The organism is Wolbachia endosymbiont of Anurida maritima (assembly GCF_042182995.1).
Classification (GTDB): Bacteria; Pseudomonadota; Alphaproteobacteria; order Rickettsiales; family Anaplasmataceae; genus Wolbachia.
The window spans coordinates 227028-247997 of record NZ_CP102058.1 but is presented as its reverse complement, the minus strand read 5'-3'; the positions used below and the strand labels follow the sequence as shown (position 1 = coordinate 247997).

The window sequence follows — 20970 nt, the reverse complement described above, 5'->3', positions numbered from 1 at the left end:
TAAGGTAAATTATATTTCATTAAAGTCATTTATCTTGAAACATAAGCAGGATTTTGTATAATTGTTTCAATTTGGGTCTGTATATTGAAACAATGCGTGAAAGTGGATATTACCATTATATAGATAAGTTAGCACACTTTGTCCCTTATTCATTACCACCAAAAGATCCTCCTTTTATTTTTAGTGAAAATATTGCTGTTCTTTACGGTGAAACAATGATAAAGCTTGGTCAGTTGAATGAAATGGCTGAGCGTTTACCAAATGCAGAAAGGTTTATTAAGGCATATATTGTAAAAGAAGCACTACTTTCTTCCGCAATTGAAGGTGTACACACAACTTTACTTGATGTTTTTACTCAAAGAGTATCATCAACAAAACCTAACAAGCAAACCCAATTAGTTATGAATTATACAAGATCACTTGAGATGGCGCTCAGTACAGCAAAACATTCAACAATAGCACAAACCATCTTAACTGCTCACAAAGAATTAATGCAGCATGATGAAGGTGGCGGTGAATATCGTGCAGATTCTGTACGTGTTGGTGATCTCATTGCAGCCCCTGCACCTGAAGTAGTCAATCTAATGAACGACTTAGAAAGCTATGTTAACACTGATAACAAATTGCCTCCACTTATAAAGGTAGGGCTAGTGCATGCACAATTTGAAATTATTCACCCATTTATAGATGGTAATGGAAGAATAGGAAGACTTTTAATTGTAATACTACTAATTCATTACAACTTATTATCAACTCCAATACTTTATCCATCCTACTATTTTAAAAAGAACCACTTTGATTATTACAGATGTTTAGACAGAATAAGAACTCATGGTGACTTTGAGGAGTGGATTGAGTATTACTTAAATGCTATAAAAGATAGTAGCTTTGATGCTTATTGTAGAGCTAAGAGCATTGAAAAGTTGGAAAGGGATTTAGTAAACATAATTCAAGTAAATCAATGCTTCTTCAAGATCCGTGATACAGCATTGCAAGCATTGAATATACTTTTTCAACTTCCAGTTATAAATGTTAGAGAGTTAAGTAAAAGGTTAAATAAAGCCTATAATACAATAAATAATCTAATTCTACAATTTGTTGAAGCCAAAATATTAGTGGAAGACAGCAACAACAAAAAGCGTAATAAATTTTATAGGTTTGAGGCTTATCTAGAACTTCTTGAACAATAAGCTCTCCTTTAATACACAGTTGTACGAACATTGTATCATTTATTCAATCAAAAAGACAGCATCTCCTTTTCTTGTTTCTGTCATCCAAGTAGCTCGGTCAACTACAAATGAGTACACCAGCAATAACCGCTGGATCCAAGTAGTCTGGGCACTGGGATGACACCCTTCACGGGCTCTTAAATTACTTTAGCCATAAATATTAAGAAATTTACCAAGCAGAAAAAAAGGCAAAGAAACCCCGTGTAGATAGTTGTTCACTCTCTATCCTTGCAGCACGCTCTTTTGATTCATTTTCGGCATCGCTATTAGTTCCCAGGTCCATGTGCATTTCCATGTTCATTACTATGGGCAGGAGGTTCTACACTTTCCAGATGGCTGTTTACTTCTAGTGGCTTATCCAAGTTATGCTCTATTTTTAACTTAAATCCTAGCTTCTCGCAGAATTTGTAGAAATATTCTTTAATGATATCAAATAGATTTCTGTCATCAATTTTGTAATCTCTCAATTTTCGAGGAACAGTAAGTGACAAGTTACCATTTGTGTATGTTACACCATTTTTTCCATCTTGAGACTGAAGTGTGAATTCTAATGAGAACGACATATCACTTATTTTTTCTGTGGAAAGATTCACAGGTATTCTGGAAGTTTTACACTCAACTTTTACAGAATTTGGGTTTCTGCAATCGATGTACACTTTTCTATCAACATTACTACCATTAACATTCATAAATAATTCATGTTTACTCAAGAGTTCAGCCATAAATGGTGCATATATAAATTCATATCCTGATTGGTTACAATTAGTGATTAGTTCCTCTAAGATAGAGTCACTTGGAACTTGAACTTTAGCACGTTCAAATATTTCCTTGAAAACTGCTTTTGCAAATAGGCGATAATTCTTTTTTCCATTTTTGTCGTTTTCAATCAAGCTAGCATGTTTTGCATATAATTGATCGATAAAGTTTTGATCTATATCTTTTTTATTAATAACAAAATCCATTCTCTTGATGTCTTTATACATCTGTTCACCAGAGGTTGCTGACTTATTACTTTCATCAGCTCTTAATTTGCTATAATCAAACTTTTCTGCTTGAGCTCTTAGTGTAACTATTGGATTTTCCCTTTCTTTTGGTGTAGAGCTGTTCATCATTAATACCTTGATATGAACTGCTAATAGTATAATAATACATAAAAATGATTAATAAGTCAATAAAAATATTTTATATAAACGCAAGTTCTATGACAGCAAATAGTTTGACTATAAGGTGACAGGGTCTTAAGAAGACTCTATAACAGTTTTACACATGTATGAATCTCAATGAGCAATCAGATTTTTCTAAATAGCAGGCTGGAGAATATACCTAAGTTCCATTCCGCAATATTGCCTAAACTTTGTGGTGGGGACAAAGTGGTGGACCTGCTATTTTATAGGCCACTTAGTTATGTGGATAGAAGCAAGTCACTGCCCGATGCTCAAGTTGGAGAATTTACAACTTTCATGGCAAAAGTCTATGAGCATCAGTCGCCCACTTTTAGAGGTAGACCATATAAAATAGTCGTTGAAAGTGAGAGTCAATATATATTCATAGTCTTTTTTAATCACTCAGTTAAGTATTTATATAAACTATTTCCAGTTGGAGCCTATGTAATCATCAGTGGTAAACTTGATAAATTTGCTGGATATTGGCAAATTACTCACCCAGATTACGTGTCGCTTGACATCAACCAATTTAAAGAAATAGCTCGCATAGAGCCAGTCTACCAATTATGCCGTGGCATTACCAATAAGAGCATTGGAAACATAATAAGCTCTAACCTGAAAGAATTGCCTGATTTACCAGAGTGGATAGATGATACATTAATCAAGCAAAAAAAATGGCTAAGTTGGAGGGAAAGCATCATAAAGTTGCACAGACCAAGCTCATTGGCGGAAGCCGAGGTTTGTAGAAAAAGGCTTGCTTATGATGAATTGTTTGCGTATCAGCTAGCACTGAAACTTGCAAGAGAAAATCATGTAAAAGAAAGGGGAAGAGAATTTATAGTATTGAATAAATATAAAGAGCAAGTTTTAAATGAATTATCGTTTCAATTAACAAACGATCAAATTCGTGCAATAGATGAAATTTCAGAGAGGCAAAAATCCAAGTATCGCATGATGAGCTTGCTGCAAGGTGATGTTGGTAGTGGCAAAACCGTAGTTGCACTTTTTGCGATGCTAAATGTGGTAGAAAACAACATGCAGGCAGCTCTAATGGCACCAACTACTATCTTGGCGGAGCAACATTATAATTGGATTGAGGAAGTTTTATCCTGTACCGATATAAAAGTTGCGCTGCTTACTGGTAAAACTTCGCGCAAGGAAAGAAAGATTATCATGAACGAACTTGCAAGTGGTGTTTTAAATATAGTGATTGGCACTCATGCACTATTTCAAGCTAATGTTATATTTAAAAATTTAGGTCTTGCAGTCATAGACGAGCAACAGCGATTTGGAGTGATGCAGAGAAATCGCTTGGTAGGAAAAGGAGAAAATGCCGATATACTTTTCGTTACTGCAACTCCCATTCCAAGAACCTTGCAGCAAGCTATGTATGGTGACGTTGAATGTTCAATTTTGAAAGAAAAACCAAAATCCAGATTGCCAATAAAAACTGTAACTATGAACATTAGTAGGGTGCCAGATGTTATTGAAAAGCTAAAAGGTGCTATAAACAGGGGCGAAAAAGCATATTGGATTTGTCCATACATAGAAGAAAACGAAGAGACCAATATTGCTGCAGCAGAGATGCGTTTTCAAGAATTACAAAAAACATTTCTTGATAAGGTTAGCATAATACACGGAAAATTGACTCAGGAGCAGAAAGATCAAGTTATGTTTTCCTTCAAAAGGAATGAATTTTCTCTGCTTGTTGCAACCACTGTGATAGAAGTTGGTATAGATGTGCCAGATGCAACCATTATGATTATAGAAAATGCAGAGCAATTTGGGTTATCGCAATTACACCAATTAAGAGGCAGAGTAGGACGAGGAAACAAGCCATCTTTTTGTGTATTATTATACGATAATTTAAGTAAAAGCTCATCTTCAAAGTTAAAGATCATGTGTGAGTCACAGGATGGATTTTACATTGCTGAAAGGGATATGATGCTAAGAGGCAGTGGAGATATTTTAGGCACAAAACAATCAGGATGTATGGAATTTAAATTTGCTGATTTATATCAGGACAAAGAGCTGCTCAATCTTGCGTATAATAACGCAAAAGGCGCAATGGCTAATTTTGAATTACTGCTTGATATATTTGAATATAGAAATAGGTTACATTTTTCAAAATTTCAGTAGGAGAGTATCAGAATCATGAAACTTCTTATCCAAGTAGCTTACAAAAGCGAAAAACTTCCTTGACAACCTTTGCACTTAACTTAAAACCAAATTAGCTACAATTCTTGTAACCTTTTTATACACTCATCTTTACCAAGAATCACCATGATATCGATGATTCCAGGTGCATCCATTACTCCAGTTATAGGGGCGCGTAATGAGTGGTATACATCACTCATTTTAACATCATGTAATTTTGAAAATTCCTTGATCTGAGAAGATAAAAAGCTCTTATTCCAATTTTCATCACCGATCTTTGACAGAAATGACGCAAGTAACTTGATTATATCGAGGTTAGATTTGACAATTTGACGAGCTTCTTCACTTAAAAGAAGCGGTAAATCTTGTATATAAAAGCTGGCTAAACATAATAATTCAGCTAGGTAGCTAACTCTTTTTTTTAGCTCTGTTAACCCTTGCAATAAATAGTTCTTTTTTATATCACTCAGTTTTAACATCGGAGCAAATGTACTTAAAATATCCAGAATATCCTCATTGCTCATATTATTAATATAATGGTTGTTCAAATGTTCCAATTTTTTAAAATCAAGCCGTGCAGGTGAACGACCAATACTTTCTAAATTAAACCACTCTATTGCTTGCTCATCGCTAATAATCTCATCGTTGCCGTGACTCCAGCCAAGTCTGAGTAAGTAATTACGCATTGCCTCTGGCAATATCCCCATCTTTTCATAATCGCAAACGCTTGTGGCACCGTGCCTTTTAGACAGCTTATTTCCATCTTCCCCATGGATAAGAGGCACATGCGCAAAACATGGAACATCAAAATCAAGAGCCTGGTATATTAGCAATTGCTTAAAAGTATTAGTGAGGTGATCAGAGCCGCGTATAATATCAGTTATTCCAGCATCATGATCGTCAACCACTACGGCAAAAATATATGTTGGAGTGTTATCAGAGCGTAAGATCACTATATCATCAAGCTGCTCGCTATTTACTTTGATTTGGCCGTATATTTTATCATCAACGACGATCTCTTGCGAATCCGGCACTTTAAAGCGGACAACAGGCTTTACGTTTGATGTCACACTAATACATTTGTGCTTATATATTTTTCCTTCTTCTCTCGCTTTTATTTTCTTTTCTGCAACTTCATCTTCAGGGCAATAACAGTGATACGCCCTACCCTTCTCAACTAAAAGGTTTGCTACTTCTTTATGCCGCTCTATTCTTTTTGACTGATAGACTATTTCCCCATCACAGCTCACACCGAGCCATTTTAGCCCTTCTATAATTGCATCAATTGCTTCTTGCGTTGAACGTTTTCTGTCGGTGTCCTCAATCCTTAGCAAAAACCTGCCACCATGATGCTTTGCATAGAGCCAATTAAATAACGCAGTGCGGGCCCCTCCAATGTGCAAAAACCCTGTGGGTGATGGAGCGAATCTCGTGACTACGTTTGGCATGTTATTGTTACAGTAAAGTATAGGCTATGATACCCAAAATCCACGTTTGTAACAATGTAGAATTACTATAAATTATTTATCCTGAGAGCATGTCTTCAAACTAAGTAGAAAGGAGTTAAGAAGTGTGTTATAAGATATATTTTAAATGTACCCAAGCGATATAAGTGACAAAGAATGGAAGATGATAGAGCAATATTTTGAACCTAAAAAGACCGGCAGACCAAGAAAACACAGTATCAGAACGATTATCGATGCAATAAGGTATGTGATGAGAACAGGCTGTCAATGGAGACAACTACCTAAGAATTTTCCACCATGGAAAACCGTGTATAGTTGTAATTCGCGTTTAAAAAAAGTGGAATATGGCAAGAAATTCATGATTTTCTAGTTAAAAAACTAAGAAAGATAATTGGTAAGAATGAAACTCCATCAGTAGGAATAATTGACAGTCAATCAGTAAAAACCACTCAAAAAGGGGATCCAGAGGATATGATGCTGGCAAGAAAGTAAAGGGTAGAAAACGCCACATCGTTGTAGATACTCTAGGTCTTGTAATTGCTGCTGAAGTACACAGTGCAAGCATTCAAGATCGTGATGGTGCACTAAATCTTTTTGTTCAAGCCAAATGCAAAGCTCCAACATTACGTAAGTTTTTTGCTGATCAAGGATATACAGGTAAATTGCAAAACCGCTGTTTATTGGAAACTGGATGTTTGTTGACGATTACCAAGAAAGTAGTTGATACAGGATTTCAGGTTATTCCTAAACGTTGGATTGTTGAGAGAACCTTTGCTTGGCTCTCCAATTTTAGACGTATGAGTAAGGATTATGAGCATTCTCCTCTCACTTCAAAAAATAACATCTTTTTTAATATGATCACTATTATGCTTCACAAATTAGCTCATTCTTGAGTTTGAAGACATGCTCTGAGAGATTAAATTTTATTTATTTTTAATAAATCGTGTTGTATGATTTAGTATTGGTTAATAATTAGGTATGTTATGGTTGGATATATAGAAAAATTGTTCTCAGATAATGAAGCTAATGTTAGCTGGCATTATACTGGTCCATCTGATAAAACAAAACCAATAGTGAATGCAGATAACCTTCTACATCTAGCTGCAAGAACAGCAAATATTGAAAAATTTTTATCTACATTTAAGAAAAGTGTTGAAGAAAATATCCATTTGTTAGAGTACAATGAAGATCATGAAAATCCATTTCATATAGCAGCAAAGATGGGGATATTACCAAGTGTAGTAAAAGGAATATTCAAGCATTTGGAGTCTGAAAAAACTAACCCAAACAGTGATTTGAAAAGACTAGAAGAGGTTAAAAGTTATGTTAAAAATACATTAGGCAATAGATGTGCATTAGATAAATCTAAAAAGACTCCTCTTGATTGGGTTAGTAAGGATGTTAAGAAAAACGTGAAAGAAACTGCAGGCATAAAAGACAGTCTTATATGTAATCAGAAGTTTCGCCTGTGCTTATATATAGTAGGAGCTATAGCTTGTATTGCTGCTTTGTGTCTTTCTTTATACTTTTTATTTTTAGTTTCTCAGTCTCTTGCATTGGCTTCGATGGCTGGAATAATTTCTGGTGGGGCTGCATATCTGTCAGGCAAAGTATTTAGTGAGATACATGACTTGCATGATGTAAGCACTCCAGTAGAAACTTTTAATAATACGGATCTTGCAAGGTTGACTGCCTGATATATAACAAAAAGTTGCAGGCAATGATATAGAAATTTACTTTCTTAACTCAAGAAAGTATACTCATACAATGACGGAAAAGAAGTACAGTAAGATTTTAATAGCAAACAGAGGAGAGATTGCCTGCAGGATTATCAGAACTGCTCGTAGGATGGGTATATCTTGTGTATGCATATATTCGGATGCAGATGTAAATTCTGTGCATGTAAGACAAGCAGATGAGTCAAGATATATCGGCCCTTCGCCATCTTGCCTCAGTTACTTAAACATTGAAAAAATATGTGAAGTAGCAGTTGAAACAGGTGCTGAGGCAGTTCATCCTGGCTATGGTTTTTTAGCAGAGAATCCAGATTTTCCACGTGCTCTTCAAAAACATAATATAGACTTCATCGGTCCCAGTGCAGAAACAATAGAAGTTACAGCCAACAAAATAACAGCAAAAGAAGCTGCAAGAAAAGCTGGAGTGAATGTAGTGCCAGGATATATGGGTAAGATCAGCGATGCTGCCCACGCAGCTCAAGTTGCTGAAGAGATCGGTTTTCCCGTTATGCTTAAAGCTGCATCAGGCGGTGGTGGCAAAGGAATGCGAATTGTAAATTCCAAANAAGAAATTGAACTAGCGTTCACATCAGCAACAAATGAAGCAGAAAAAAGTTTTAAGGATGGCAGTATCTTTATAGAGAAATATATAGAATTACCAAGACATATCGAAATACAAATTATAGCAGATAAATATGGCAATATAGTGTGTCTTGGAGAAAGAGAATGCTCGATACAAAGGAATAACCAGAAAATAATGGAAGAAACTCCAAGTCCATTTATTAGTGAAAAAGTAAGACAAAAAATGTATGTCCAATGTGTTTCTCTAGCAAAGCAGGTTGGTTACTTTTCAGCAGGCACTGTTGAGTTTGTTGTAGATAAAGACCAAAATTTCTATTTTCTTGAGGTAAATACGAGATTACAAGTTGAGCATCCAGTAACAGAATTTGTGACTGGAATAGACATAGTAGAAGAAATGATTAGAACTTCCTGTGGAGAGAAATTAAGGTTCAGTCAGAATGATATTAAACTTACTGGTTCTGCAATAGAAAGTAGAATTTGTGCTGAAGACCCATCAAAGAAATTTTTCCCTTCTAGCGGAAGAATAAAATATTACGATAAACCGGATGAAAATGATTATGTAAGAATAGATGATGGAGTTGCTGCAGGTTCAGAAATTAGCACGTTCTATGACTCAATGATTGCAAAAGTTATAACATATGGAAAAGATAGAGTAGAAGCGATCAGTAGAATGCAAAAAGCTTTGTCTGAATGCTATATAGAAGGAGTAACAAATAATATAGAATTTTTAGAATCCATCTTCCATCACCCAAATTTTATTGCAGCAAAACTCCATACGAGATTCATTCCAGACCATTACCCTAGTGGGTTTCACGGCGATTTTGTTACAGAAGAGTATATTAAAATATTTATTTTCACTACGTTATATGTTCATTTAGAAAATGAGAAAAGGCATTACAATAGGCCAGTAGATGAAACGTTTATAGTAGTAGTAAATGACAATGAGTACTCTGTAAACGTAAAGTACCAAGATAATACGTTAATAACAATATACAACCATAACGTATATTCTGTAGTAGGTAAGTGGAAATCAAGTTATAGGTTGCTAAACATCACGATTAACGATGATACCGATATAACACTTAAAGTAGAAAAACAAGGCAGTAAATACTTCATAAGACATGCAGGTATGAAAGCTGAGTGTTGTATATCTAAACCTCATGTAGCTGAATTAAGTAAGTTAATGCTAAATAATGAAACAGAAGAGATTTCAGTAGATGCTGTAAAATCCCCAATATCTGGCTTATTAGTTAAGTTGCACGTAAATATAGGAGATCAGGTAGAAATAGGACAACCTTTATTTGTGGTGGAAGCAATGAAAATGGAAAATATTATATGTGCTGAAGCAGCAATGGTGATAAAAAATATTCCCGTTCAAGAAGGAAAAAATGTGCAGATTGGTGATGTAGTCTGCTTTCTTAAATAACACAAGAAGTATAAACTTGACCCAAACAAGATAAATGAAAACACTTGATGAGCTATGGCAATGGCTATTGGTATGTGCAATAATAGAGTAATTACACCTAAAATGATCTGAATGATAACGGAGAGCAGCATAATATATACCGGTTTTAAACTGGCATTTTTTATTGTGAGTATTGCTGTCAGAACTAATATTAGCAATGCTAACGCTCGGTGGATAAATTGCACTGTCGCTCTGTTCTCAAAGATATTCAGCCATGTAGGCTGTAAGAAAAATAAATCTTCTGGAACGATTTGTCCGTCCATTAGTGGAAAGGTATTGTAAATTAGACCAGCATTTAATCCTGCAACAAATGCGCCGAAAATTATTTGTATCATGATCAGAACTAAAATAATTCCTACGTAGTACTTGGTGTTACAACTAATCTTAAGTTTAGTTTGCTTTGGCCTGATTTGGTAATCAAAAAATTGATATGAAAATAATGCAAAGATAATTAATGCTAATAATAAGTGAAGTGCGAGCCTATAGTGGCTAACATGAGGCTTGGCTACCAAGCCGCTTTTTACCATATACCAACCAGCAAAAGCTTGTAAAGCTCCAAATAATAATGCCACAAATAGCTTTATTACTACCTTTTTAGATATTTTTCTTCTTAATGTAAAATATATAAATGGCAGGATAAAAACTAAACCTGTTAGTCTTGCAATTAATCTATGCACATACTCTATTAAGTATATAGCCTGAAATTCCTCCATACCCATACCATAGTTGAATGCTTTATACTCAGGTGTAGCTTCATATTTTAATTTTTCTTGTAGCCAGTCTTGCTCATTCAGTGGTGGTAATGTCCCAGTAATAGGTTTCCACTCCGTGATTGACAATCCCGCTCTTGTAAGTCTGGTAAATCCACCAATCCCCACCATGAGAATTACCATGACCGAGCAGAGAAAAAGCCAAATGGCTACAGGTTTTGCTTCCATAAACCATGTTTAATTTTGTTCCATCGCTCAGGGTAAAGAATAAATTCCCACAAGGCAAGAAAAGCTGCAACACTATGTAGCAGACTATAGACCGGAAAAAATATCGATACTATATAAAAATAAAAAGGCATCTTTTGCTGTTTTACAGCCATTACCAAAAGAATCAGGTTAGTAACGTATACCACTATAAAATAGTACAAAAATAATTCATTTAAAACTTTAGTTAATATCAATGAAAGCAGTAAAAATGGAGTAGTAAAAAATATAAAAGCTGCAGAGCCAACAAAAAGATTCAATAGCAAAATTCCCTTAAATCCAGTGTGTTTATAAAGTGACTTTATATTTTTTAAATGAACAATATAAGTTTGCATATAGCCTTTGATCCAGCGCGCTCTTTGCTTAATCCAAGCAAATACAGTAATTGGTGACTCTTCCAATGTTTCCGAGTCAATCATCCTGGTTTTATATCCCATTTGCGCAAGTCTCAAACCGAGGTCAGCATCTTCGGTAACACTATAAGCATCCCAGAAAAACACTTTTTTTAGAATTTTTACTGAAAAATGATTACTGCTACCACCCAAAGGCATTGGCATGTTCATTTTTTGGAATCCAGGCAATAAGTATTGAAACCAGTTCATATACTCCAGAGAAAAGGATTTTGTGAGAAAATTATAATCACAATTATAGTAATTTAATTTCGCCTGTACACAGGCAAGCTTATCGTCGCCCTTATTAAATTCAATCAGTGCTTTTTTTAACTGCAATGGGTCTGGTTTATCGTCCGCATCATATATTACCACATACTTTCCTCTGGCAAAGCTCATAGCATAATTGCATGACTTGGCTTTTGTTTTAGGCAAAGAGTGAGGCACTTTTATTACTTCAAAATACTGCGGTAAAGCGTACTTTTCTATAGCCGCTAGCGTTTCCTGGTCATCACTTTCTACCTGAAGCTTCACATCTAATTTTGATTTTGGATAATCCAAACTTTCAATGCTTTCGATCAATTGCTCTATCACTGCACTTTCTTTAAAAGCAGGCAATAAAATAGTATATATAGGAAAATCTTCTTCATTCAACTTACTATAATCCACTTTTTGATTAGAGATTTCACATAAGCTAAAAACTGTAGCTATAAACTTGAATAAATAACTAGAACATCCGATTATAAATATCAACATCAAAGCAAAATATGTATATTTCTCTGTGAGTGTTAAAATTGAAGTTACAATAAAGAAAGAAGCAAAAAATATTGAGCTTAGTTTAATGCTTTTAGCTGAAAAATTAGGATTCTTGTAATATAAGTAGTTACTTGCAAATTCTGAAATACCAAAGTGCGAGTTAAGAAGATTTAAAATCTGTTCGCTATCCATCTTTATTAATACATAGTCAATACCGTAATGAGCTTCGACCCAACGGTTGATATCTCGACTTGTGTCTTCAACCATAAAAAAAGTAGTATCATTTAATTTTTGCCAAGGAATTATATTAAATTTATAGTAAAAAAGTTTCTCTTGCTCTTTGCATAAACTAGAATCAAACTTAATTTTTTCTACATTATCAGCTTGAAGTATAGGCATTAAATCTAATGCAATTTTTTATTTAAGTCACGTGAAAATGAAGATATGACCTCGCTACTACGCTTATCATCTTTACGTTCATGCATTATTTTTTTTACAGCATCAGCAGCTATACTCGCTGTGTTAGCCTGTAAATCTCCAAGAGCTTTTTCAACTTGGTCAGTGACTTTCTTCAAGTTAGAATGAGCATTGTCATCTAATGTATGATCTAGCTGCTGTCTATTGTGCTTAATGATACTATTAGCCTTATCAAGTGCTTCATTCATCATTTTATTAACTTCTGCATCTAATTTTTTGTATTTTTCAGAAGATTTTTTGTAATACTCCAACATATCTTTTCTGAATTTTTCAGTTTCTTCACTTGAAAATTTGCTTTTGTTACGCTTATTGTTAAGCGCATTTTTTATCACTTTCTTCAGCAATTTATACGAAAGAACAAGNGCCTACCAAGAAGGCAAGACCGATAATCAGTGATGTAGACATAAAAACCCCTAAAATTCTTTGGACACCAAGTCAGCAATAAATTCCTCTTCAATCTCAGAATTGGTCAATTTAGTATAATAAATTAAAGCAATACTAGTAGCCATTTGTTTTAACTGATCAGTATATTCAGATTTGAATTCTGCCACTTTTTCTTCAATAAGCTTGCTCTTTTTTTTGTCTTCCTCTTCTAATATATTCTTAACATTAGCTCTCATTTCTTCCACCTGAGCAAGTGCATCATCTATGATTTTTTTTGCCTGTATTCTAGCTTGGGTTAAAGCTGCGTTATACTTGGCAACCTGATCTTCCGTAAGTCTTAAAAGATGAACGGAACTATTAAAAGAACCCAATACTTCTTTACTTCTAGTGCTTATTATTTTATCTAACTTTGGTAAAAATAAACAACTTACTACGAAAAAAAGTGAAGAGAAAAAAATTAAAAACCAAAAAACTTGAGAAAAGAAGGTTGAAACATCAAGCTGTGGCATCTGTTAAGCAGCAAATATTAATAACATTGCAAGTACAAACGCAAGCAACCCCATGATTTCAACCATGGCAGCACCAATATAAACATAACTTTTCATTTTACCTTCTGATTCAGGGTTTCTCGCAATCCCATTTAACATAGCAGAGAAGATATTAGCTATACCTAAACCAGCACCGAGCATTCCAAACACAGCTAAACCAATTGCTATAAATTTTAAAGCTACTAAATCCATATATTACCTTTAATTATTTCTTTATAATATAATTGTAAAATATTCTACAAGGAAGTCAATTACTTTACTGCATCTGACAAATATACACATGTTAATATAGTAAATATATAAGCTTGTAAAATTGCAACAAATACTTCAAATCCTATCAATGCAATTATGAACAAAAACGGCGCAGGAGTGAAAAATATGTTCATATTTACAATAAACCCTGCTATCACTTTGATGATTGTATGACCAGCAATCATATTTGCTGCAAGCCTTATTGATAGGCTAACCGGCCTTACTAAATAAGCAAACAACTTAATAATAATTATTATAGGTGCAAGCCACAAAGGAGTTCCTTTTGGTAGCAATATGCGTAAAAATTCTACTCCCTTTTCTTTAAATCCAACAATCGTTATATAAATAAAAACCACCATCGATAAAGCGAAGGTGACTATCACATGACTTGTGACCGTGAAACTATAAGGAAGAACACCAACTAAATTACACGATAAAATGAAAATAAATACTGTGAATATCAATGGAATGTGCTGCAAGCCTTTGCTTCCAGTGTTATTTTCTATTATTGAAATAACAAAATCATATACATACTCAACTGCAGCTTGCAAATATCCTGGTATTACTGACCCCTTCTTTATTCCAAAAAGCAAAAAGAGTGTCACCAATATCACCGAAATCATCATGAAAAGAGATGAATTGGTAAAGCTTACGTCATACCCAAATAACCTAGGTAACTCTATTATTGTATATACTTTAAACTGTTCCAGTGGATTTAATGCCATTTTAATCTGAACTATAAACAGTAAATAAAGTATGAATTTTATAGGACAAAGTCAAGAATTAAGATAAAGCCCTGTATTATTATAACATTGATACATTAACAAAATATGTAATTAGAGCGTTAATTACAGTCAGCTCTGTATTTTAAAACTTACTAATCTTATTAAATCATTCAATATCTTGACTTAACATCTTATTTTAATTATAATTTAATTTTTAGTGAGGTATATTATGAACGAAATAGATTTTATTAACACTAATCATCCTTTAAATTTAGAGCAGGAATTTGGTAGTGGATACATTAAACTAACAGATGGCTCCTTTAACGAATATACTGGTCGTTATCAAATGGGAAGCGAAATACTAGATAAAAGCCATAATATGATAGGAAACTTAACTATTGATGGTTACATTCATAACTTCCATGAAGATAACCACAATATGAATCTTAAGCTCTCTATGGAGATAGATTTAAAAGGTAATATTGAGAAGATAAATTCTCTCTACAATAATATATAAAATTACAAAAACTTCTGCATCCTTGTTTATGATGTAGAAGTTACCTTTTGTTCCATTACAACAAGCTTTAAAAGCACTACATTTTATATTACAATAACTCTTTTATTTCTTTAAAGGTTCATGAAATTCACATTATCTTGGTTATTAGAACACTTAGAAACCAATGCTAGTTTAGAAGAAATTACCGATAAGTTAACTCACATAGGGTTGGAAGTAGAAGATGTGATCGACAATACCAAATTAGCTGGTTTTATTGTTGCAGAAGTATTAGAGGTGATACAGCATCCAAATGCTGATAAATTAAAATTATGTAAAGTAGATGACGGAAGTAAAACTCTGCAAATAGTTTGCGGAGCAAACAATGTTAGAGAAGGCATGAAAACTGTGCTTGCATCTCTTGGTAGCACATTGCCAGAAAGTGATTTCACAATCAAGCCTACAAAAATACGAGGAGTGCTAAGTGAAGGGATGCTCTGCTCTGCTTCTGAACTTGTGCTGGTTCAAGAGAAAAGTGAAGGAATAATCGAGCTCTCTGATGATTATAAAGTAGGGGATAAATTTTTCAATTGTGATCCTGTAATTGATATAAATGTTACTCCAAACCGTGGAGATTGCTTAGGCATTTATGGAATAGCTCGCGACCTTGCTGCAACTGGAATTGGGACATTAAAGACTTTAAGCATTCCACAACTTACCAGCTCCATAAATTCACCAATCGATGTTGAAGTTACTGACGGGGAAAGTTTTATTAGTGGAATATACATCGCCAATGTAAAAAATCAAGAAAGCCCAAAATGGTTAAAAGATAGGCTGGAATCGATAGGAATGCGCTCCATTTCTGCAATAGTTGACATTACTAACTATATTATGATATCTTTCAGCCGCCCAATGCACGCGTATGATNGTAAAAAAATAGAAGGAGAGCTTACAGTACGCAAAGCAAACGACGGAGAAAAATTTGCTGGTTTAAACGGTAAAGAATACTTATTAAACAAAGACATAAGCGTTATTGCAGGTGATAAAAATATTCATGCAATTGCTGGAATTATAGGTGGTAAGTGCAGCGAATGTACATTTAAAACTACCGACATTTTCTTAGAATCTACTTGGTTTGACCCTATCTCTATTACTAAATCTTCAAGGCAGCTCGGCATCTCCACAGACTCAAGTTACAGATTTGCACGTTCAATTGACCCTGAATTTACCCTTGATGGACTCAATCTTGCAGCCAAAATGATCTTGGACTTATGTGGTGGAGAAACCTCAAGCGTAGTGTCTGCTGGCAGCTTAGATAGGGCTGACACCAAGGTGAGCTTTGATTATCAGAATGCAAACAAATTAGGAAGTGTGTCTGTATCGCCTGATAAAGTGTGCGATATCTTAACGAAACTAGGGTTTAGTATTGATAAAAAAACCGAAGGCAATTGGAATGTAAAAGTACCAAGCTGGAGATCAGACGTGACAATACCTGCTGACCTAATTGAAGAAGTAACAAGGATATACGGCTATGACAAAATAAAAGAAGAACCACTACCAAATAATGTTGAAGAAGTAGAGAGTACATACGACAATTTGCGTATTTTGATGACAAGCAGAGGATTTCATGAAGTGATAACCTGGTCTTTCATGAGTGAATCAATAGCTGAAAAGTTTGGTAACTCAGTTACCATCGATAATCCGTTTAATAATAACTTTAATATAATGAGACCAAGTACCATACCAAACTTGTTGCAAGTAACTGCTGATAACATTGCCCATGGAACATCTGATCTTGCAATTTTTGAAATTGGGCCAATTTACAATGATAAAGCTCAGTCTAAGTATGTTTTAAGCGGAATTAGGTCAGGAAATAATTTGCCGAGAAACCATTATAATACTGATAGGAAAGTAGATGTTTTTGACGCAAAGGCTGATTGCATAGCAGCTTTGGAGTTTTTTAACGTCAATTGCGATAATTTAACGATAGAGAGAGCAGAAAAAGAACATTACCACCCAGGAAAGTCAGGCACTCTCTCTTTTAAAAGTAAAATAGTGGGTTATTTTGGAGAACTGCATCCGAGTATACTGGATTTTTTTGATATTAAGCAAAAAGTTGTAGGTTTTGAGGTAATACTAGAAAATATTGAAAATTTACCTGTAAGTAGAAAGAAATTTATCGATTATAAATACCAAAGTGTAAAACGTGATTTTGCATTTATTGTAAATAAGGATGTGGAAGTAGGTAACATAATCAATGTGGTAAAAAAAAGCTCAGAGCTCATCACAGAAGTTTTAGTATTTGACGTATACCATGGAAATAATATAGAATCGAATAAGATGTCTATAGCATTGTCAGTTACTTTCTGCTCTCCAATCCAGACTTTAACTGAAAAAGAGATTCAAAAAGAATCAAGTGCTATAGTTAATTTAGTATGTAAAAATATCGGAGGAACTTTGAGAACTCATCATTAAGCCGCAATCATAGTGTTCTGCTTTTGCTGTGCCAAGCTTACCTCATCTAATCTACTTCCAACCTTGAATTCAATATCCTTGAAAAATCTATTCCACATTCCATGCAAATGCTCTTCTACTTTAGGCCATACATCATTTTTAAATATTTCACCATCATCAGAAAATACATCACCTATCAAGGCTCCTACTTTTTCATAACTTGATTCGAAATGTTGAAGGAATGCTTCCACTTCCTTATGTATATTCTGTCCTGTTTTTAGCGCTTCANNTCCAAGTTTTGATCATATATACGATATACAAGAGGCACAGAAGACACAAAAGGTGCAAGCTCCTAATTGCAACCACCCCCAACCAACGCTTAGAAGCTTTTTAAATTTTGTAAGCAATCCATCATTATCTTTTAATACATTGTTTATTATATTTTTCACCAAATTGTCTATCAAAGGAGATAATAAATCCTGGCAAAAATGCTTGATATTATCTTTTGTTTTAATTACAGGACTTTTCATGCACCTTTCTGCCAAATAGTACTCAAGTTCCGCTTCCTCTAATAACTTCTTGATTTCTTTTTCATCAAAAGTTTCAAGCTTGAATACCTTCAGTAAATCATCCTCTATTACTGCAAATTTTATTCTTTCACGAGATGTTAGTTCTTCTCTGTAATCATTTGTTGTTTCTTCATTTATCAACAATCCTTCTTTTTCTAACTCTAATTGTTCTAATGCTTTCAGAATTTCTTGGTTATGTTTCAAACATAACTCTATTAACTCCACACTTGGAGATCCCTTTTCTTTACTATTTTTCTCAACATTCAAATTCTTATTCTGCTTTTCTATTATTTCCTTCAATCTCACAGAATGCGTTAAATATTCTCCAATTTCCTCCCGATAAGAAACAATCTTCTTTACTAGACTTCTTTCATCTTCTTCATCGAATAGCATGAATATGCCAGTATTATTTTCTATATTCTTTATATTCTTCTCTTGCTCTTTAAATAATCCTTGAATTCCACATTTTGTTATTTCTGAATGCATTTTTTCTAGCAAGAGATTTACTTCGTGATAAGAACACACATTCACATTTAAATTACAGAATCCATCAAGTAAACTTTGTCTTATATCAATTGTTAAATCTGATTGATTTAACATAATTTTGGTTTCTTTTATCCTTGATTTTATCAATTTTTTGTAAATGGCCCGATCAGTAAGTGCAAGCTTAAAAAGACCTCCCAATTTCCTTCTTAAGACACCATCTGTTAAGTTACTTTTATCTCCATGTATTTCTTTTAATTTTTCACATATTTCATTATATCTTTCTTGTCCTATTTTTCTTAGAGCATGTCTTCAAACTCAAGAATGAGCTAATTTGTGAAGCATAATAGTGATCATATTAAAAAAGATGTTATTTTTTGAAGTGAGAGGAGAATGCTCATAATCCTTACTCATACGTCTAAAATTGGAGAGCCAAGCAAAGGTTCTCTCAACAATCCAACGTTTAGGAATAACCTGAAATCCTGTATCAACTACTTTCTTGGTAATCGTCAACAAACATCCAGTTTCCAATAAACAGCGGTTTTGCAATTTACCTGTATATCCTTGATCAGCAAAAAACTTACGTAATGTTGGAGCTTTGCATTTGGCTTGAACAAAAAGATTTAGTGCACCATCACGATCTTGAATGCTTGCACTGTGTACTTCAGCAGCAATTACAAGACCTAGAGTATCTACAACGATGTGGCGTTTTCTACCCTTTACTTTCTTGCCAGCATCATATCCTCTNGGATCCCCTTTTTGAGTGGTTTTTACTGATTGACTGTCAATTATTCCTACTGATGGAGTTTCATTCTTACCAATTATCTTTCTTAGTTTTTTAACTAGAAAATCATGAATTTCTTGCCATATTCCACTTTTTTTTAAACGCGAATTACAACTATACACGGTTTTCCATGGTGGAAAATTCTTAGGTAGTTGTCTCCATTGACAGCCTGTTCTCATCACATACCTTATTGCATCGATAATCGTTCTGATACTGTGTTTTCTTGGTCTGCCGGTCTTTTTAGGTTCAAAATATTGCTCTATCATCTTCCATTCTTTGTCACTTATATCGCTTGGGTACATTTAAAATATATCTTATAACACACTTCTTAACTCCTTTCTACTTAGTTTGAAGACATGCTCTGAAATCCTCAATCTCTCTTTCAGCGTTATCTAGAGCTTTCTTTGTTTCTTGAGGGTACATATCTTCATAAGTATTAATTATTGCCCTTTCAGCTATTTTCCCTTTTTTTACAAGCTGTTTCCATTTTGCTTTAAACATAGGAAGTGCATCATCACTTGTATCACTTGTTATATCGTCTATTTTCGAAAGCGATTCTAGTCGATCATCTTCATCAGCTAAATCAAATGCCTCTTTCCTTTTTAGTTCTTTTAGATCTTTTATTATCATTTCTTTTTCACTTGGCAATTCCTTACCTTGGCTTCTCAGTTCTTGCTCCACTAATACCTCTTTCAGTCTTTCTTCTAATGAAAAATCTTCCTTTTCCTCTCTTCTTTTTTGTGCAAATTTAATTGCTTGTATAAAGGCAACTTGATAAGCATTTTGTATTAAGTGACTTGTCAATTTAGGACCTATACTATTTACTACTTCCACTCTGAATTCGTTCACCAATTCCTTCAGCTTATCATATGTAATGTCTTTCTTTTCTAGCTTCATCAATTCTTCCATAGTCTTTGCAAATTCTTGAATCGAAGTTGCAAGCACATTCTTGATTTCATTACGCAAGGGCTTAAGACCATTTTTTAAGTGGATATTAGCTGACAATTTCAGTATGGTATTATGTTCTGAATCACGTGCAACATTAAACCAACTACCATCTTTATCTTCATATAAATCTCTAAGTAATTGTTCAAATTGCGGTGGAAACTTAATCTCCATGTCCCACTTAATGTCTGATTTACCAGCATCTATTTCATGAAAAGACACTTCAATATTCTGGTGTTCATTCTGATATAACCCATTACTCAACTTAAGCACATCAATCAAAGAATGAGATAATTTCCTATTTAAAAGATAAAAAATAGCTAAGGCGGGTGTTGCAGGAATAAGCAAGAGTAGAAGTATAGGTATACTAACAAGAACCGCGATTGAAGCAAGAACACCATATGCCAATCTTTTTGCTGTACTTTCACTTACTTCACTTTTTTTTGTTTTATTCTCTCCTGAACTGATTTGTGTCTTATCATTTGTTTTTAATTTATTATATACGACTAATCCCAGTGCAGTAAAAGCAATATAAGGAAGCATTAAAACTGACAGAGCTAAATTTAATACTTTCTTCTCCGGGCAAGCTCGATTCACCTCTTTAAATATTCTACTTGATATATTGTACCAAGAAGTAAAGAAATCAGAGTCGTAATCTTTATAATGAAATATACTGAGTGGAACATTAAAAGCAGCAGCCTCGCTATCAAAGAATTCTTCTCTTTCCTCTAAATCTGAAATAAACTCTTCCTCTTCTGAAACAGTAAGACCTAAATCATTCCCTTCTTCTACATTAGAAACAGCTTCCATAGCATCAAAAAATTCCTCTTCTTCTTCCGAAGTAACATCGGAAGTAGATTTTACTTTATCTAAATCATCATTATTGTTATTTAAATCAACAACTTCTTCATAATCATCTGCAACAACTTGATTCATATT

At 34.0% G+C, this 20970-nt stretch carries 17 protein-coding genes and 2 pseudogenes; 8 read left to right on the top strand and 11 right to left on the bottom strand.

Annotated elements, in window-relative coordinates; all coding sequences use genetic code 11:
- The first annotated feature begins 53 nt into the window (after positions 1-53).
- The gene (locus NOX90_RS01425; protein WP_375604262.1) at positions 54-1190 is read left to right on the top strand and encodes a Fic family protein; all 1137 of its coding nucleotides are present in this window, start codon (positions 54-56) and stop codon (positions 1188-1190) included.
- A 305-nt stretch (positions 1191-1495) separates the two neighbouring features.
- On the opposite strand, the gene NOX90_RS01420 is transcribed toward NOX90_RS01425, so the two are convergent.
- Positions 1496-2338 (bottom strand): hypothetical protein, encoded by an 843-nt coding sequence (locus tag NOX90_RS01420; protein WP_375604261.1) that lies wholly within the window; start codon positions 2336-2338, stop codon positions 1496-1498.
- 171 nt (positions 2339-2509) lie between these two features.
- On the opposite strand from NOX90_RS01420, the gene recG reads away from it, so the two are divergent.
- Complete coding sequence (gene recG / locus NOX90_RS01415) at positions 2510-4531, top strand: ATP-dependent DNA helicase RecG (protein ID WP_375604260.1); 2022 nt, start codon at positions 2510-2512, stop codon at positions 4529-4531.
- Positions 4532-4626: 95 nt separating this feature from the next.
- Here recG and gltX read toward each other — a convergent pair whose 3' ends face one another.
- Positions 4627-5997, bottom strand: coding sequence for a glutamate--tRNA ligase (gene gltX, locus NOX90_RS01410; protein ID WP_375604259.1), 1371 nt, complete (start codon positions 5995-5997; stop codon positions 4627-4629).
- Positions 5998-6142: 145 nt separating this feature from the next.
- Between gltX and NOX90_RS01405 the strand changes: the two genes are divergently transcribed.
- The 4 genes from NOX90_RS01405 to NOX90_RS01390 all read left to right on the top strand — a co-directional run bounded on the left by NOX90_RS01405 (position 6143) and on the right by NOX90_RS01390 (position 9759).
- Positions 6143-6385: a transposase gene (locus NOX90_RS01405; RefSeq protein WP_375603621.1), complete on the top strand. Its 243-nt coding sequence runs from the start codon at positions 6143-6145 to the stop codon at positions 6383-6385.
- Between the two features lie 64 nt (positions 6386-6449).
- A complete protein-coding gene (locus NOX90_RS01400) occupies positions 6450-6908 on the top strand; it encodes a transposase (protein WP_375604575.1) in 459 nt (152 codons plus the stop codon).
- A 90-nt stretch (positions 6909-6998) separates the two neighbouring features.
- Complete coding sequence (locus NOX90_RS01395; protein ID WP_375604258.1) at positions 6999-7712, top strand: hypothetical protein; 714 nt, start codon at positions 6999-7001, stop codon at positions 7710-7712.
- A gap of 70 nt (positions 7713-7782) precedes the next feature.
- Positions 7783-9759, top strand: a complete 1977-nt coding sequence (locus tag NOX90_RS01390; protein WP_375604257.1) for an acetyl-CoA carboxylase biotin carboxylase subunit — start codon at positions 7783-7785, stop codon at positions 9757-9759.
- On the opposite strand, the gene NOX90_RS01385 is transcribed toward NOX90_RS01390, so the two are convergent.
- The 6 genes and pseudogenes from NOX90_RS01385 to NOX90_RS01360 form a co-directional block, all read right to left on the bottom strand.
- Positions 9708-10736 carry a COX15/CtaA family protein gene (locus NOX90_RS01385; RefSeq protein WP_375604256.1) on the bottom strand — a complete coding sequence of 343 codons (1029 nt, stop codon included), beginning with the start codon at positions 10734-10736 and terminating at the stop codon, positions 9708-9710. The genes NOX90_RS01390 and NOX90_RS01385 overlap by 52 nt on opposite strands.
- Positions 10718-12316, bottom strand: a complete 1599-nt coding sequence (locus tag NOX90_RS01380; RefSeq protein WP_375604255.1) for a glycosyltransferase family 2 protein — start codon at positions 12314-12316, stop codon at positions 10718-10720. The genes NOX90_RS01385 and NOX90_RS01380 overlap by 19 nt, the downstream gene beginning before the upstream one ends.
- A gap of 5 nt (positions 12317-12321) precedes the next feature.
- Positions 12322-12799 (bottom strand): annotated as a pseudogene (locus tag NOX90_RS01375) (hypothetical protein).
- A gap of 8 nt (positions 12800-12807) precedes the next feature.
- Positions 12808-13287, bottom strand: coding sequence for a hypothetical protein (locus NOX90_RS01370; protein WP_375604254.1), 480 nt, complete (start codon positions 13285-13287; stop codon positions 12808-12810).
- 3 nt (positions 13288-13290) lie between these two features.
- Positions 13291-13518, bottom strand: coding sequence for a F0F1 ATP synthase subunit C (locus NOX90_RS01365; protein WP_006014985.1), 228 nt, complete (start codon positions 13516-13518; stop codon positions 13291-13293).
- Between the two features lie 59 nt (positions 13519-13577).
- Positions 13578-14303 carry a F0F1 ATP synthase subunit A gene (locus NOX90_RS01360; RefSeq protein ID WP_375604253.1) on the bottom strand — a complete coding sequence of 242 codons (726 nt, stop codon included), beginning with the start codon at positions 14301-14303 and terminating at the stop codon, positions 13578-13580.
- A 229-nt stretch (positions 14304-14532) separates the two neighbouring features.
- Here NOX90_RS01360 and NOX90_RS01355 point away from each other — a divergent pair, with 229 nt between their 5' ends.
- On the top strand, positions 14533-14820 hold the full coding sequence (locus NOX90_RS01355) for a hypothetical protein (RefSeq protein ID WP_375604252.1): 288 nt from the start codon (positions 14533-14535) through the stop codon (positions 14818-14820).
- Positions 14821-14940: 120 nt separating this feature from the next.
- Complete coding sequence (gene pheT / locus NOX90_RS01350) at positions 14941-17271, top strand: phenylalanine--tRNA ligase subunit beta (RefSeq protein ID WP_375604251.1); 2331 nt, start codon at positions 14941-14943, stop codon at positions 17269-17271.
- Here pheT and NOX90_RS07375 read toward each other — a convergent pair.
- The 3 genes and pseudogenes from NOX90_RS07375 to NOX90_RS01330 all read right to left on the bottom strand — a co-directional run.
- Positions 17268-18101: pseudogene (locus NOX90_RS07375) on the bottom strand (hypothetical protein); the annotation flags it as partial. The gene pheT and the pseudogene NOX90_RS07375 sit on opposite strands and share 4 nt — an antisense overlap.
- A 519-nt stretch (positions 18102-18620) precedes the next feature.
- Positions 18621-19388, bottom strand: coding sequence for an IS5 family transposase (locus NOX90_RS01335; RefSeq protein ID WP_375604248.1), 768 nt, complete (start codon positions 19386-19388; stop codon positions 18621-18623).
- Between the two features lie 37 nt (positions 19389-19425).
- Positions 19426-20967, bottom strand: coding sequence for a hypothetical protein (locus NOX90_RS01330; RefSeq protein WP_375604247.1), 1542 nt, complete (start codon positions 20965-20967; stop codon positions 19426-19428).
- Between the last annotated feature and the right edge of the window lie 3 nt (positions 20968-20970).

Bases quoted from the DNA above. Each gene is read 5' to 3' on its own strand.
- NOX90_RS01420 (WP_375604261.1), bottom strand. From the start codon at position 2,338: ATGAACAGCTCTACACCAAAAGAAAGGGAAAATCCAATAGTTACACTA.
- recG (WP_375604260.1), top strand. From the start codon at position 2,510: ATGAGCAATCAGATTTTTCTAAATAGCAGGCTGGAGAATATACCTAAG.
- gltX (WP_375604259.1), bottom strand. From the start codon at position 5,997: ATGCCAAACGTAGTCACGAGATTCGCTCCATCACCCACAGGGTTTTTG.
- NOX90_RS01405 (WP_375603621.1), top strand. From the start codon at position 6,143: ATGTACCCAAGCGATATAAGTGACAAAGAATGGAAGATGATAGAGCAA.
- NOX90_RS01395 (WP_375604258.1), top strand. From the start codon at position 6,999: ATGGTTGGATATATAGAAAAATTGTTCTCAGATAATGAAGCTAATGTT.
- NOX90_RS01385 (WP_375604256.1), bottom strand. From the start codon at position 10,736: ATGGAAGCAAAACCTGTAGCCATTTGGCTTTTTCTCTGCTCGGTCATG.
- NOX90_RS01380 (WP_375604255.1), bottom strand. From the start codon at position 12,316: ATGCCTATACTTCAAGCTGATAATGTAGAAAAAATTAAGTTTGATTCT.
- NOX90_RS01370 (WP_375604254.1), bottom strand. From the start codon at position 13,287: ATGCCACAGCTTGATGTTTCAACCTTCTTTTCTCAAGTTTTTTGGTTT.
- NOX90_RS01365 (WP_006014985.1), bottom strand. From the start codon at position 13,518: ATGGATTTAGTAGCTTTAAAATTTATAGCAATTGGTTTAGCTGTGTTT.
- NOX90_RS01360 (WP_375604253.1), bottom strand. From the start codon at position 14,303: ATGGCATTAAATCCACTGGAACAGTTTAAAGTATATACAATAATAGAG.
- NOX90_RS01355 (WP_375604252.1), top strand. From the start codon at position 14,533: ATGAACGAAATAGATTTTATTAACACTAATCATCCTTTAAATTTAGAG.
- NOX90_RS01330 (WP_375604247.1), bottom strand. From the start codon at position 20,967: ATGAATCAAGTTGTTGCAGATGATTATGAAGAAGTTGTTGATTTAAAT.